The organism is Roseobacter sp. HKCCA0434, from assembly GCF_032464675.1.
GTDB lineage: Bacteria > Pseudomonadota > Alphaproteobacteria > Rhodobacterales > Rhodobacteraceae > Pontivivens.
The window spans coordinates 95,163-109,199 of sequence record NZ_JAWDKL010000011.1; the positions used below are offsets into that span (position 1 = coordinate 95,163).

General features: G+C 68.9%; 16 protein-coding genes. 12 read left to right on the forward strand and 4 right to left on the reverse strand.

From position 1 onward, the window contains the following. The first annotated feature begins 136 nt into the window (after positions 1-136). From RX333_RS08920 to purF, 10 genes are all read left to right on the forward strand, one after another. A complete protein-coding gene (locus RX333_RS08920; protein ID WP_316014584.1) occupies positions 137-1,630 on the forward strand; it encodes a replicative DNA helicase in 1,494 nt (497 codons plus the stop codon). Positions 1,631-1,827: 197 nt separating this feature from the next. Then, positions 1,828-2,832, forward strand: coding sequence for an alanine racemase (gene alr / locus RX333_RS08925; protein WP_316014585.1), 1,005 nt, complete (start codon positions 1,828-1,830; stop codon positions 2,830-2,832). Positions 2,833-2,931: 99 nt separating this feature from the next. Beyond that, positions 2,932-3,717, forward strand: coding sequence for an ABC transporter permease (locus tag RX333_RS08930; protein ID WP_316014586.1), 786 nt, complete (start codon positions 2,932-2,934; stop codon positions 3,715-3,717). Beyond that, a complete protein-coding gene (locus tag RX333_RS08935) occupies positions 3,714-4,466 on the forward strand; it encodes an ABC transporter ATP-binding protein (RefSeq protein WP_316014587.1) in 753 nt (250 codons plus the stop codon). Before RX333_RS08930 ends, RX333_RS08935 begins: the two co-directional genes overlap by 4 nt. A gap of 29 nt (positions 4,467-4,495) precedes the next feature. Further along, positions 4,496-4,798: a hypothetical protein gene (locus RX333_RS08940; RefSeq protein ID WP_316014588.1), complete on the forward strand. Its 303-nt coding sequence runs from the start codon at positions 4,496-4,498 to the stop codon at positions 4,796-4,798. Next, positions 4,795-5,220, forward strand: coding sequence for a paraquat-inducible protein A (locus RX333_RS08945; protein WP_316014589.1), 426 nt, complete (start codon positions 4,795-4,797; stop codon positions 5,218-5,220). Before RX333_RS08940 ends, RX333_RS08945 begins: the two co-directional genes overlap by 4 nt. Next, positions 5,217-5,525, forward strand: a complete 309-nt coding sequence (locus RX333_RS08950; RefSeq protein WP_316014590.1) for a hypothetical protein — start codon at positions 5,217-5,219, stop codon at positions 5,523-5,525. The genes RX333_RS08945 and RX333_RS08950 overlap by 4 nt, the downstream gene beginning before the upstream one ends. Before the next feature lie 76 nt (positions 5,526-5,601). Continuing rightward, the gene (gene radA, locus RX333_RS08955) at positions 5,602-6,969 is read left to right on the forward strand and encodes a DNA repair protein RadA (protein ID WP_316014591.1); all 1,368 of its coding nucleotides are present in this window, start codon (positions 5,602-5,604) and stop codon (positions 6,967-6,969) included. A 19-nt stretch (positions 6,970-6,988) separates the two neighbouring features. After that, positions 6,989-7,549 (forward strand): CvpA family protein, encoded by a 561-nt coding sequence (locus tag RX333_RS08960; RefSeq protein ID WP_316014592.1) that lies wholly within the window; start codon positions 6,989-6,991, stop codon positions 7,547-7,549. A gap of 119 nt (positions 7,550-7,668) precedes the next feature. Continuing rightward, on the forward strand, positions 7,669-9,159 hold the full coding sequence (gene purF / locus RX333_RS08965) for an amidophosphoribosyltransferase (RefSeq protein WP_316014593.1): 1,491 nt from the start codon (positions 7,669-7,671) through the stop codon (positions 9,157-9,159). A 140-nt stretch (positions 9,160-9,299) separates the two neighbouring features. On the opposite strand, the gene RX333_RS08970 is transcribed toward purF, so the two are convergent. Beyond that, positions 9,300-9,896 carry a biotin transporter BioY gene (locus RX333_RS08970; RefSeq protein WP_316014594.1) on the reverse strand — a complete coding sequence of 199 codons (597 nt, stop codon included), beginning with the start codon at positions 9,894-9,896 and terminating at the stop codon, positions 9,300-9,302. Between the two features lie 110 nt (positions 9,897-10,006). On the opposite strand from RX333_RS08970, the gene RX333_RS08975 reads away from it, so the two are divergent. Then, positions 10,007-10,675 (forward strand): SDR family NAD(P)-dependent oxidoreductase, encoded by a 669-nt coding sequence (locus tag RX333_RS08975; RefSeq protein WP_316014595.1) that lies wholly within the window; start codon positions 10,007-10,009, stop codon positions 10,673-10,675. Between the two features lie 3 nt (positions 10,676-10,678). Here RX333_RS08975 and RX333_RS08980 read toward each other — a convergent pair whose 3' ends face one another. Beyond that, the gene (locus tag RX333_RS08980; protein WP_316014596.1) at positions 10,679-11,071 is read right to left on the reverse strand and encodes a RidA family protein; all 393 of its coding nucleotides are present in this window, start codon (positions 11,069-11,071) and stop codon (positions 10,679-10,681) included. 111 nt (positions 11,072-11,182) lie between these two features. On the opposite strand from RX333_RS08980, the gene RX333_RS08985 reads away from it, so the two are divergent. Further along, the gene (locus RX333_RS08985; RefSeq protein ID WP_316014597.1) at positions 11,183-11,767 is read left to right on the forward strand and encodes a TetR/AcrR family transcriptional regulator; all 585 of its coding nucleotides are present in this window, start codon (positions 11,183-11,185) and stop codon (positions 11,765-11,767) included. A 4-nt stretch (positions 11,768-11,771) separates the two neighbouring features. Here RX333_RS08985 and RX333_RS08990 read toward each other — a convergent pair whose 3' ends face one another. Together RX333_RS08990 and RX333_RS08995 are read right to left on the reverse strand one after the other, a co-directional pair. Then, on the reverse strand, positions 11,772-13,571 hold the full coding sequence (locus RX333_RS08990; protein WP_316014598.1) for a sodium:proton antiporter: 1,800 nt from the start codon (positions 13,569-13,571) through the stop codon (positions 11,772-11,774). A gap of 14 nt (positions 13,572-13,585) precedes the next feature. Then, positions 13,586-14,037: YdcF family protein (locus RX333_RS08995; protein WP_316014599.1), on the reverse strand; the 452-nt coding region annotated here is incomplete at its 5' end.

Sequence of the window (14,037 nt, forward strand, 5' to 3'; positions counted from 1 at the left end):
CCCTTCCTCCGCCGATGCGGTAGGCTCCCGCGCAAGGCCCGGCGCCCGACTTATCCCCATCCTTCACATGCCGGGGACAAGCCCGAGGCGCGCTATAAGGGCCAATACCAAAAGTGGCAAAGCGAGCAGGTGTGACATGATGGACGGGGCGTATTCCCACGAGGCGCGCGACGAGGCGGACGCAGCACCGCTTCCGCACAATATCGAGGCGGAGCAGGCCCTTCTGGGCGCGCTGCTGGTCAATAACGAGGTCTATGACAAGGTCGCGGCGATCATCGAGCCCGCGCATTTCTACGACCCCGTGCACCGGAGAATCTACGAGGTCGCCGCCCAGCGGATCCAGAAGAACGCGCTCGCCTCGCCGGTGACGCTCAAGGCCTTCCTGGCCGACGATCCGGGACTGGCGGAACTCGGGGGGCCCGCCTATCTCGCGCGGCTCGCGGGCGCGGCGATTTCCGTGTTCGCCGCGCGCGACTACGCCCAGATGATCTACGACCTCGCCATCCGCCGCTCGCTGATCGAGATCGGAGAGCATATCGCGGGCACCGCCAAGTCGGTGACGGTCGAGCACGAGCCCAAGGACCAGATCGTCGAGGCGGAGGCGAAGCTCTACCAGCTTGCCGAACAGGGCCGGGTCGAGGGCGGCTTCCAGTCCTTCCTGCGCGCGCTGACGACCGCCGTCAACGTCGCCAACTCCGCCTACCAGCGGGAGGGGAAGCTCGCGGGCATCTCCACCGGGCTCTCCGATCTCGATGCGAAGCTTGGGGGGCTGCACAAGTCCGACCTGCTGATCCTCGCGGGGCGGCCCTCGATGGGGAAGACGGCGCTGTCCACGAACATCGCCTTCAACATCGCGAAGGCGTGGAAGAAGGGCCTGCGCACCGACGGCACCGAAGGCACGGTCGATGGGGGCGTGGTCGGGTTCTTTTCGCTGGAGATGAGCGCCGACCAGCTGGCCGCGCGGATCCTGGCCGAGCAGGCGGAGGTGGACAGCCACAAGATCCGCGACGGCTCGCTCGACCCCGACGAGTTCCGCCGCTTCATCGAAGCCTCCAAGACGCTGGAGAAGATCCCGCTCTATATCGACGACACGCCCGCGCTGAAGATCTCGACCGTAGCGGCGCGCGCGCGGCGGCTGAAGCGGCAACACGGGCTCGACGTGCTGTTCATCGACTACCTGCAGCTCCTGAAGGGCACCGGCGGGCGGGCCAACGAGAGCCGCGTCAACGAGGTGAGCGAGATCACGCAAGGGCTCAAGGCCATCGCCAAGGAGCTCGAGATCCCGGTCATCGCGCTGTCGCAGCTCAGCCGCCAGGTGGAGAATCGCGACGACAAGCGCCCGCAGCTTTCGGACCTGCGCGAATCCGGCTCGATCGAGCAGGACGCGGACGCGGTGATGTTCGTCTACCGCGAGGAATATTACCGTGAGCGAGAGATGCCGTCCGAAACCGATCTGGAGGCGACCGCCAAGTGGCAGGAGCTGATGGAGCAGGTAACGGGCAAGGCCGAGGTCATCATCGGCAAGCAGCGTCACGGCCCCATCGGCGCGGTCCCGCTCGCCTTCGAGGGGCGGTTCACGCGCTTTTCGGACCTGGTGCAGAGCTGGCAGGCGGGCGCGCAGGACTTCTGAGCGCGGGATTTGCGTATTTTCGGGGAAGATGAAGCTGGAGGGTCATGACCCGCCCCGGCCGCTGCGCGCGATGGCGACGGTCCGCCGGAACGGGCCATCTTCACCTTCCACGGTCATCGGCTCGCCAGCCTGTACCGTGGCGCTAGCTAAGCACTCGAACCTTTCAGCTTCCTTAAAATACGCAAAAAGGACGACGCTTGCAGGCAGAGCTGACCATAGATCTCGGCGCGATCCGGGCCAACTGGCGCGCCCTCGACCGCGCGCCCGAGACCGGCGCGGTGGTCAAGGCGGATGCCTACGGGCTGGGCCTCGCCCCCGTGGCGCGGGCGCTGGCGGAGGAAGGCGCGCGCAGCTTCTTCGTGGCGCAGGTCGAGGAGGGCGTGGCGCTGCGCGGCATCCTCGGGCAAAGACCGGAGATCTATGTGTTCTCGGGTCTGATGGCCCAGGCGGACATGCCGCTGTTCCAAGAGGCCGCGCTGATCCCCTGCCTCAACTCGATCGAGCAGGCGCGGGCCTGGGCGGGCGGGCCCTTCGCGTTGCAGTACGATACCGGCATGAACCGGCTGGGGCTGGAGGCGGCGGATCTCGCCGCCCTGCCCGACCTGGGCGAGCCTCGTCTGGTGATGAGCCACCTGGCCTGTGCCGACGAATCCGGTCATCCGATGAACGCGGCCCAGCTCGCTGCCTTTTGCGAGATGGCACCTGTCGGGCGGCGCTCGCTCTCGGCCACGGGGGGCGTTCTGATGGGGCCGGACTACGCGTTCGACCTGACCCGGCCGGGGATCGGCCTCTATGGCGGGATGCCCTTCGCGCAAGCCCGGCCCGTGGTGCGCCTGTCGCTGCCGGTGATCCAGGTCCGCGACGTGGCACCGGGCGAGGTGGTGGGCTATGGCGGTACATGGACCGCCGAGCGCCCCTCGCGCATCGCGACCGTCTCGGCCGGATATGCGGACGGGCTGATCCGCGCGATGGGCGGGCGCGCGCGCCTCTGGGCCGGGGACCAGCCCTGCCCGCTGGCCGGTCGCGTCTCGATGGACCTGCTGACCGTGGACGTGACCGATATCGGGGAGGTGCCTACGCATCTCGACATCCTCGGCCCGCATCAGGGCATCGATGCGCTGGCCGAGGCCGCGGGCACGATCGGTTACGAGATCCTGACCAGCCTCGGCCATCGCTACGACAGAAAATATACCGGAAAGTGAAGCGGCTGCGCGGGTGCGACCGGTTGCGGCATCAACTTGCCCTTGGCGGATCGCGTCTTGCGCGTTAGGTCTGCGCAACTTTTGCAAAAGAGGACGGGCATGGGCGCGTTTCAGCGATTTCTCGCCGGGATCGGTGCGGGTGTCATCGAACTTTGCCGGGGAACGGGCGCGCTGGTCCTCTTCGCGCTCGACGCCGTCAGCCATGTCGTGCGCCCGCCCTTCTACCCGCGCGAGCTGGCGCGGCAGATCATGCGCATCGGCTGGTTCTCGCTGCCCGTGGTCGGGCTGACGACGCTGTTCACGGGCGGCGCGCTCGCCTTGCAGATCTTCGCCGGCGGGGCGCGGTTCAACGCGGAATCGGTGGTGCCCTCCATCGTCGCCATCGGCATGGTGCGCGAGCTCGGGCCCGTGCTGGGCGGGCTGATGGTGGCGGGCCGCGTCTCCGCCTCCATCGCGGCGGAGATCGGCACCATGCGCGTGACCGAACAGATCGACGCGCTGTCGACCCTGTCCACGAACCCGATGAAGTACCTGATCGTGCCGCGCATCGTCGCGGCGACGCTGACGCTGCCGATCCTGGTGCTGGTGGGCGACATCATCGGCATCATGGGCGGCTATTTCGTCGGCATCGGGCGGCTGGGCTTCAACGGCGCGACCTACCTGCAGACCACCGCCGATTTCCTGACCGGGTGGGACGTGATCTCGGGCCTGCTGAAGGCGGCGGTGTTCGGGTTCCTGCTCAGCCTGATGGGCTGTTTCCACGGCTACAATTCGGGGCGCGGCGCTCAGGGCGTGGGCCGCGCGACCACCAGCGCGGTGGTCTCGGCCTCGGTGCTGATCTTCGCCGCGAACTACCTGCTGACGGAGCTGTTCTTCACGTCATGAGCACCGAGATCGCCATATCCGGGCTGAAGAAGTCCTTTCGGTCCAAGCATATCCTGCGCGGCGTCGACCTCGTCGCGCCCGCCGGGCAGAACACGGTCATCATCGGCGGGTCGGGCACCGGCAAGTCGGTGCTGTTGAAATGCGTGCTGGGGCTGGTGAAACCGGATGCGGGGACCATCCTGCTCGACGGACAGGCGGCGGATGACGATCGCGACGCGTTCCTTGCGCGGTTCGGGATGCTGTTCCAGGGGGCGGCGCTCTTCGATTCGCTCAGCGTGTGGGAGAATGTGGCCTTCCGCCTGCGGCGCGGCTCGGGCAAGATCGCGAAAGCTCAGGCGCGTGAGCTCGCCATCGAGAAGCTGCGGCGAGTCGGCCTCGGCGCGGACGTGGCCGACCAGTTCCCGGCGGAGCTGTCGGGCGGGATGCAGAAACGCGTGGGCCTGGCGCGAGCCATCGCGACCGACCCGCAGATCATCTTCTTCGATGAGCCGACGACCGGCCTCGATCCGATCATGGCAGGCGTCATCAACGAGCTGATCGTCGAGATTACCGAGGAGATGGGCGCGACCGGCATGACCATCACCCACGACATGACGAGCGTCCGGGTGATCGCCGATCAGGTGGCGATGCTGCATGACGGCCTGATCCGCTGGACCGGCCCGTCCGAAGCCATCGACGACAGCGGCGATCCATACGTTGACCAGTTCGTGACCGGCCGCGCCGAGGGACCGATCGCGGCGGTGCGGTAGGGATGTGCTGCACGCCTGGAGAGTTCGTCGTGCAGGAGTCAATCGTTCTGGGCACCTTGGTGCTGTCGGGCATTGCAGTGTATCTCAAGGGCAATTTCATCGGTCGGTTGACGGGGATTGCCTTCGGTACTCTTGCAATGTGGATATTGTTGCAATTCTCGCATTTCCTCCTCGTCCCTGAATTTCCGCTTCGCAAAACTGGGCTCATCTGGCTGAGTTTTGTCGCGGCTGGCGGCTACGTCGTGGGCGCGATCCGTCGCCCATCGCGACTCGACCTCGTGCCCGTTGCATTGGCCATCGTTGCGGTAGCAGCCCTCTGGGCACTCGCATGACCCCCGCCGCCCTCGCCAACGCTACCCTCCTCATCCTCTACCCCGTCGCCTGGGCCGCGCCGCTGATCGAGGCGCGGGTGCTGTGGTTCCTCGGCGGGGACGCGGTGTCGATCCTGTCGGGAGTGGCGGCCCTGTGGGCGGAGGCGCCGGGGCTGGCGGTGCTCGTCGCGCTGCTGGCGGTCGTGCTGCCCTATCTCAAGGTCATCGCGACGCAGGCGGCCCTCGCCGGACGCCTCCCGGCCCGCGCGCGCGCCGCCCTGCCCTGGCTCGCGAAACTGTCGATGGCGGACGTGTTCCTGATCGCGCTCTATATCGTGGTCGCGAAGGGTATCGCGGGGGCGAGCGTCACGCCGCTCTGGGGTCTGTGGCTGTTCACCGCCTGCGTGCTGGCCTCGCTGGTGTCGAGCGGGAGGGTGCGATGACGATCTTCGAGCTTCTGGGCGGCATCCTCATCGGCTTCGCCGTGTTCGGCGCGGGCTTCTGGTCGGTCTGGCGGGCGGTGGTGCAGCCCGGGCTGCGCCGCTGGCTGCATATCGGCGCGGTGGTCGCGACGCTGATCTGCATGATGGCGGTCTCGCTCTACCTGCCGCCCGTCGGCCGCCTCGCGGGTGGGGCGCTCCTGTTCTGCGGGCTCAGCCTCGTCTGGGGCGAGCGGGGGGCGGAGCGGCTGCTGCCGCTGGCGCAGGCGGTGTTCGGCGCGCTGTTGCTTGCGGGCGCGCCGTTCTGATCCTTCGGATTGGCCCAAATACTCCCGCCGGAGGCGGAAATGTTGCGGTTTCGTTCCGCGACAGGTAAGCGGGATCATGGCCAAGCGAACCACCTCCTATGTCTGCGCCGAATGCGGCGCCGCGCACAAGAAATGGGCCGGGCGCTGCGATGCGTGCGGCGCGTGGAATTCCATCGTCGAGGATCTCGGCACCGGCTCCGCCGCGCCCAAGGCGCTGGGCACCGCCAAGGGGCGCACGGTGGCGCTGTCGGACCTGTCTGTCGCCGACCCGCCCCTGCCCCGCGCGATGTCGGGGATCGGGGAGCTCGACCGCGTGACGGGTGGCGGGCTGGTCGCGGCCTCGGCCACCTTGGTCGGCGGCGATCCGGGCATCGGCAAGTCCACGCTCTTGTTGCAGGCGGCGGCGGCCTATGCGCGCTCGGGCGCGGGGGTGGTCTATGTCTCGGGCGAGGAGGCGGCGGCGCAGATCCGCATGCGCGCACAGCGGCTGGGCCTGGCCGACGCTCCTGTGAAGCTGGCGGCGGAAACGAACCTGCGCGACATCCTCACCACGCTGGAGGCGGAGCGGCCGCAGCTCGCCATCATCGATTCGATCCAGACCATGTGGGCCGATCACGTCGACTCGGCCCCCGGCTCGGTCAGCCAGGTGCGTGCCGCGGCGCATGAGCTGGTCAGCTTCGCCAAGCGTCGCGGAATCGCGGTGATCCTCGTCGGCCACGTCACCAAGGAAGGCCAGATCGCAGGCCCCCGCGTGGTCGAGCACATGGTCGACACCGTGCTCTATTTCGAGGGCGAGCGCGGGCACCAGTTCCGCATCCTGCGCGCGGTCAAGAACCGCTTCGGCCCCGCGGACGAGATCGGGGTGTTCGAGATGACGGGCGCGGGGCTGGCGGAGGTCACCAACCCCTCCGCGCTGTTCCTCAGCGAACGCGGCGCGCCTGCCTCGGGCTCGGTGGTGTTCGCGGGGATCGAAGGCTCGCGGCCCCTGCTATGCGAAGTGCAGGCGCTGGTCGCCCCCTCCCCGCTCGCCACGCCGCGGCGAACGGTGGTGGGCTGGGACCAGGGGCGGCTGGGCATGATCCTCGCCGTGCTGGAGGCGCGCGCCGGGATCGGCTTCGGCGGCATGGACGTCTATCTCAACATCGCGGGGGGCCTGCGCATCCGCGAACCCGCCGCCGATCTCGCCGTCGCGGCGGCCCTAATCTCGGCCCGTCAGGACCATGCCCTGCCGCGCGAGACGGCGTTTTTCGGGGAGATCAGCCTGTCGGGCGCGCTGCGCCCCGTCCCGCAGCCCGAGGCGCGATTGCGCGAGGCGGAAAAGCTCGGCTTCACCCGCGCGATCTGTCCCGAAGGTCAACGCCGGGTCACGGGTACGGCTATCTCGGTGGAAGCCCTTGACGATCTGGCGGGCTTCGTGGAAAGCGTATTCGGACCCTTGGACTGAAAGAGACGGATAGCGGCGCATGGATCAATTCACCCTGGTGGACGCCGTCGTACTCGGCATCGTCCTGATCTCCGCCCTCCTGTCCTATGCGCGCGGCTTCGTGCGCGAGGTGATGTCCATCGCGGGCTGGGTCGTGGCCGCCGTCGTGGCCTTCTACTTCGCCCCGGACGTGGAGCCGATCATCTCCGAACTGCCGGTCCTGTCGGACATCATCGGCGGCTCGTGCCAGCTGAGCATCGTCGCGGCCTTCGGCATCCTGTTCCTGGTGGCGCTGATCGTGGTGTCGCTGTTCACCCCGCTGGTGTCGAACTCGGTGCAGAACTCGGCCATCGGGCCGGTGGACAGCGGGCTGGGTCTCGCCTTCGGCATCGCGCGGGGACTGTTGCTGGTCACGATCGCGTTCATCATCTACGAGCAGGCGCCGGTCTCCGAGCAGGCGATCGAGATGGTCGAGAACGCCTATACCCGCGACTTCATCGCCGGGTTGCAGGACCGCATCGTGAACCTGCTGCCGACCGAGGTGCCGCCGCAGATCCTCGAAAGCTATGACAGCCTGATGGGCCGCTGCGGCAACGCGTGATCGCGGATCGCGGGCCCTGTCCCGCGCCCGTGCGATGATGCTGCACCGCCACAGGTGACAAGGCCGTCCGTAGGGCGTATGAGGCGCGCAATGCGAGCTTCGCGCGAGGGAGATTGCCGATGACCACCCTGCCCGTATCCCCGTCCGCCGACCTGCCCTATCACCCGTTCGACGCACGCGGCGACGATAAGCCGCGCGAGGAATGCGGGATCTTCGGCGCCACGGGCGTGAAGGATGCGGCCAATTTCGTCGCACTGGGCCTGCACGCGCTGCAGCACCGGGGCCAGGAGGCGGGCGGCATCGTCAGCTTCGCCCCCGGTGTCGGGTTCTCCTCCGTCCGGCGGTTCGGCTATGTGCGCGACAACTTCACCTCGCCCGAGGTGATGAAGCAGCTGCCCGGCCAGATCGCCTGCGGGCATGTGCGCTATTCCACCGCCGGGTCGAAGGGCGCGGCGATCCGCGACGTGCAGCCGCTCTTCGCCGAGTTCTCGATGGGCGGCTGCGCCATCGCGCATAACGGCAACCTCACCAATGCCGAGGCGCTGCGGGCCGAACTGATCGACCGCGGCTCTATCTTCCAGTCCTCCAGCGACACGGAATGCATCATCCACCTGATGGCGCGCTCGATCCAGCGGTCGATCCCCGAGCGGATGAAGGACGCGCTGCGCCGGGTCGAGGGCGCGTTCAGCGTCATCGCCATGACCCGCACCAAGCTGATCGGCGTGCGCGACCCGCGCGGCGTGCGCCCGCTGATGCTCGGCAAGATCGAGGGCGGCGGCTGGTGCCTGGCCTCCGAGACCTGCGCCTTCGACATCATCGGGGCGGAGTTCGTGCGCGAGGTCCAGCCGGGCGAGATGGTGATCGCCACCGCCGACGGGATCGAAAGCTCCTTCCCCTTCGAGTCGCGGGCCAAGAAGTTCTGCGTGTTCGAATATGTCTACTTCTCCCGCCCCGACAGCGTGATCGGCGGGCACTCCGTCTACGAGACGCGCCGCCGCATCGGGGTGGAGCTGGCCAAGGAAGCGCCGGTCGAGGCCGATCTGGTCTGCCCCGTCCCGGATTCGGGCACGCCCGCGGCGATCGGCTACAGCCAGCAGTCAGGCATTCCCTACGCGATGGGCATCATCCGCAACAGCTACATGGGCCGGACCTTCATCGAGCCGACGGCCGAGATCCGCAACATGGGCGTGCGGCTGAAGCTCAACGTCAACCGCGCGCTCATCAAGGGCAAGCGGGTGATCCTGGTCGATGACAGCGTCGTGCGCGGCACCACCAGCCGCAAGATCAAGGAGATGATCCTCGATGCCGGGGCCAAGGAGGTGCATTTCCGCATCGCCTCCCCGCCGACGCAGTGGCCCTGCTTCTACGGCGTGGACACGCCCGAGCGGGAGAAGCTCCTGGCCGCGCAGATGAGCGTGGAGCAGATGCGCGCGCATCTGGGCGTCACGTCGCTGGCCTTCGTGTCGCTCGACGGGCTCTACCGCGCCTGCGGCGAGAAGACCCGCGCGGCGGAGCCCCAGTTCTGCGATGCCTGCTTCTCGGGCGACTACCCGATCGAGCCCTCTGACGTGGTCGAGGCGGGGCGGATTCAGCTGAAGGCGGATGCGTAGTTTCGCCTCGGTAGCCTAGCAGGCGCGGAATCGAGGGCAAAGTCCGCCGCGCATCGGTCGTGCCTGCGTATTTTCAGGAAGCTGAAAAGCAGAACGCCGCCCCGGATCGGAGCGGCGTTCGCGGTAGGTATGGGACCGGATCAGCCGCGCGCGGCGCGGAAGCCTGCGCGGACCAGCAGGGCGGCGATCACCACCTTGACCGCGTCGCCGATCAGGAAGGGCGCGACCCAGCCCGACCACAGGCCCGCAGCGGAGGAGGAGGCCCAGCCTGCCTCGACCCCGAAGGCGGAGGCGACGGCGAAGGGCCACAGCACGCCCGGCACGTAGAGTGCTGCCATGCCCGCCAGCGACGCCACGATCAGCGCGGGAAGCGACTGGCCCAGCACCCGCTCGCTGAGGAACCCGGCGACGAAGGCCATCGCGACGAAGCCCAGCAGGAAGCCGAAGGTCGGCCCGAACATGTAGGCCACGCCCGCGCCGCCATTCGCGAAGACCGGCAGGCCCATCGCGCCTTCGGCGAGGTAGAGCGACAGCGCCGCCGCCCCGCGCCACGCGCCGAGGCTGAGCCCGACGAACAGCACCGCGAGGCCCTGCAGCGTCATCGGCACCGGGAACATCGGCACGGAGACCTGCGCCGCGATCGCGACCAGCAGCGAGGCGCCGACGATCAGCGCGCCGTCGCGCAGGAGGGAGGGGGTGGACCACAGGGTCGTGGCCATCGGGGTCTGACGCGTCATTCTGAAAGTCCTCGCGTTGGAGTTGCCTGCCCCGATCTGCCGTCCTCGGCGCCCGATTGTCAACTGCGCGGGGCCTTGCAACCGCCCGCGCGGGGGGGCAGATAGCGGGCATGGAACAGACACTCGCCGACCGTATCGTTCTCGTGACCGGGGCCAGCCGGGGCCTCGGCCGCGCCGTGGCCGAAGCCGCAGCCGCGCGCGGCGCTCATGTCGTCGCCGTGGCGCGCACCGTGGGGGGCTTGGAGGATCTGGCCGACGCGGTGGACGCGGTGGACGCGCTGCCCGGCGGCGTGACGCTGGTACCGCTCGACGTGACGGATGAGGGCGGGGTGCAGCGCATGTGCCTCGCCGTGCACGAACGCTGGGGCCGGGTCGATGCCTGGGTGCATTGCGCGATCTACGCCGCGCCCCTGTCGCCCGCGGGCCATGTGGCGGAGAAGGAACTCGACAAGTCCATCGCCGTCAATTGGCGCGCGGCGCAGCGGCTGGTCACGAATGTCGAACCCTTGCTGAAGGCCGCGCCCGCGGGTGTCGCGCTGTTGCCCGACGATCCGGCGGCGGGCACGGCCTATCACGGCGGCTACGGCGCCTCGAAGGCCGCGCAGCGCGCCCTGTGGCAAAGCTGGCAGGCGGAGACGAAATCCATCGGCCCGCGGGTCGAGATCGCGGCCCCCGCCCCGATGGCCACTGCGGTGCGCGCGCGCTTCCATCCGGGCGAGGACCGCACGCGCCTCGCCGATCCGGCGGTCGAGGCGGGCAAGCTGGTCGACCTCCTCTGAGACTCAGCCCGGAATGCGGGCGATCACCTTGATCTCGAAATCGAACCCGGCGAGCCAGTTGACGCCAAGGGCCGTCCAGTTGGGATAGGGTGGCGCGCCAAGTTCCTCGGCCTTTACCTTCATGATCGTGTCGAACTGCGCCTCGGGATCGGTGTGGAAGGTGGTCACGTCGACCACGTCGTCTAGCGTGCAACCGCCCGCGTCGAGCACCGCGCGCAGGTTGGCGAAGGCGCGCCGCACCTGTGCCTCGAATGTCGGCTCCGGCTCCCCCGCCTCGGTCGCTCCGACCTGACCGGAGACGAAGAGCAGATCGCCCGAGCGGATGGCGGCGGAATAGCCGTGCTTGTCGTAGAGGGCCTGGCGGCCGGCGGGAAAGATGGCCTCGCGTTCGGGCATGGTGGACTCCTGTTGCCGTGCGGGTAGGATACGCCGCGTATGTGAAACTAGATCGCATACATGGCGTATGTCAATTCACATACGTCACGTATGCGACGGGAGAGTGTGGACGTGACGAAGAGCCGGGCCGACAAGATGGCTGAGACGCGCGCCCGCCTGATCGCGGCGGGGCGCGCGGCCTTCGCGCAGAAGGGCTATGCCGAGGCGTCGATGGACGATTTCACAGGGGCCGCGGGGCTGACCCGCGGCGCGCTCTACCACAATTTCGGCGGCAAGACCGGTCTGCTACAGGCCGTGATCGAGCAGATCGATGGCGAGATGCTGGCCCGCATGGCCGAGGAGAGCGCGCGGCACGATGACCCGTGGGCGGCATTCCTGGCGGAGTATCGCGCCTATATCCGCATGGCGCTGGAGCCGGAGATCCAGCGGATCGTCCTGCTCGACGGCCCGGCGGTACTGGGCGACCCGTCACGATGGCCCCGCCAGCTCGCCTGTCTCGACCGGGTGCGAGATCTGATCGCCGGGCTGATCGAGGACGGCATCGTGCAGCCCGTCGATCTTGGCATGGCGGCGGCCCTGCTGAACGGCGCGGCGCTGAACGCGGCGCTGCTGGTCGCGGGATCCGACGCGCCGGAGGCCACCCTGCCCCGCGCGCTCGACACGTTCGAGCGGCTGGCAGAGGGGCTGCGCGCCTAGGGGCTCACTTCTCCGCGCCCGCGCCGCGGTCGCCGTCCTTGTGCGCGAAGGCGAGCAGGCGGGTGCCGGGCTCCACCTCCTCGGGCAGGCGGCGTTCGACCAGTTGCAGCCCGCCGCCGTTGATGAGGCCGAGGATCAGCGCGTCGGGATTGGTCTTGCGGTAGTCGTCGAGGCCGAATTCCTCGCTGAGGCGCGTCACGCGGAAGGCCCAGCCCTCCGCCTCCAGCCGGGCGAAATCGGCATAGGGGGTGCCGTCGCCGAAGGCGCGGCCGCCCAGGCTGGCGGGCAGCGCCTCGCGCCCCTCGGCCTCGTCGTTGCGACCGACCTGGAACACGTTGGTGCGCCCGAACTCGGGGCCGAGATCGGTGCCGATCAGCGCGTTGTAGCCGTCATTGTCGGTGGCGGCGAGGACGCTGGCATAGGGCGAGAGGTCGAGCGCATGCTCCGCCGTCTCGGACAGGATCTCCCCGTGATAGGTCTTCACCCCCGCCTCGCGCGCGGCGCGTAGGCGGAACCAGTTGCGGTCGACGATCATGGCGGGCAGTTCCGCCGCCTCCAGCGCGCGGGCGAGGTTCACCGCCCAGCGCGAGCCGCCGACGATCAGCAGGCCCGGAGCCGCCCCCGAGGTCAGCCCCAGCATCTTCGCCAGCGGCGCCATCGAAAAGCCGTGCAGCACCACCGTTCCCGCCACGAGGGCGAAGGCGAGCGTGGTCAGTGCCGCCCCGTCGGCAACGCCAAGCTCGGCCAGCTGCGTGCCGAACAGGCCCGACACCGCCACCAGCACCACGCCGCGCGGGCCGATCCAGGCGATCATCAGCTTCTCCTGCCATGGCAGGCCCGTCCCGATCAGCGAGATCCACACCGTCACCGGCCGCGCGATCAGCACCACGCTCAGCACGAAGACCACCGTGCGCCAGTTGATGCCGAAGAGCTGCTCCATGCTCAGCGAGGCGGCGAGCAGGATGAACACCCCCGAGACGAGGATGACGGTCGCGTGTTCCTTGAACCGCCGGATCTCGTCCAGCGAGGGCAGATGCGCGTTGGCAAGCACCACGCCCATGATGGTGACGGCGAGCAGGCCGCTTTCATGCAGGACGTAGTCGGAGGCGGCGTAGATGCCCAGCACCGCGCCGAACATCACCGGGACCTTCATGTATTCGGGCACCTTGCCGCGCCGGAAGGACGAGGCGAGCAGCCGCCCGCCGAAATAGCCCAGCACGCTCGCCACCGCGATGCCGGAGACGAGGTGCCACGCGGCCTCCCCCAGCGTGGCGGAGGTGCGAAGCGCGACGATCAGCTCATAGGCCAGCACGGCGGCGAGCGCGCCGATCGGATCGTTGACGATCGCCTCCCATTTCAGGATCTGCGCGGGCCGCGGCTGCATCCGCGCCTGGCGCAACAGCGGCGTGATGACGGTGGGGCCGGTCACGATCATGATGCCGCCGAAGACCAGCGAGGTCTCCCAGCTCAGCCCGGCGCCGAAATGCACGGCGAGCGTGCTCATGATCCAGCCCAGCGGCGCGCCCACCACGACGAGGCGCGCGACCGAAGGGTACGCGTCCTTCAGGCTGGCGAAGTTGAGGGTCAGGCCACCCTCGAACAGGATCACGGCCACGGCCACGGCGATGATGGGTTTCAGGAGGTCGCCGAAGCTCGCCTGCGGGTCGATCAGCCCGGTCAGCGGCCCCGCGATCACGCCCGCGGCCAGCATCAGCACGATGGCCGGAAGCTGGTAGCGCCAGGCGAGCCATTGCGAGCCGATGCCGAGCGCCCCGATCAGCGCGAAAACCGTGACTGCGTCCATGAATGTGCCCTCGTTCAGGTGAGACGCATCCGCCAGCGTTCGGGCAGGCCGAGCAGACCGCTCCCCCACCAGGCCGCCACGCGCGCCGTGTTGAGGGCGAATGATAGGCCTTCGCGGAAGAAGTACCACCGCGCGCGGCGTGGCGTCACCTCGTGGGCGGATCGGCGCAGCGCCACCAGCCGGAATCCCGCCGCGCGAAACAACAGCGCCGCGCGCGCGAGGTGGAAGCCGTCGGTGACGAGGACGATGCGCGCGCCGCGTCCCAGCACCGCGCGGGACAGCAATGCGTTCTGGAAGGTGGTGCGGCTTGCATCCTCGCGGCTGATGCGTTCTGGCGGCACGCCCAGCGCCTGCGCATGGTCGGCCATCAGGACCGCCTCGGACCCGCCCGAGGCGAGGCCGCCCGTCAGATGCAGGACCTGCGGCGGCGGGCCGAGGGCCGCGACCCCGCCCGCGACGCGTGCGC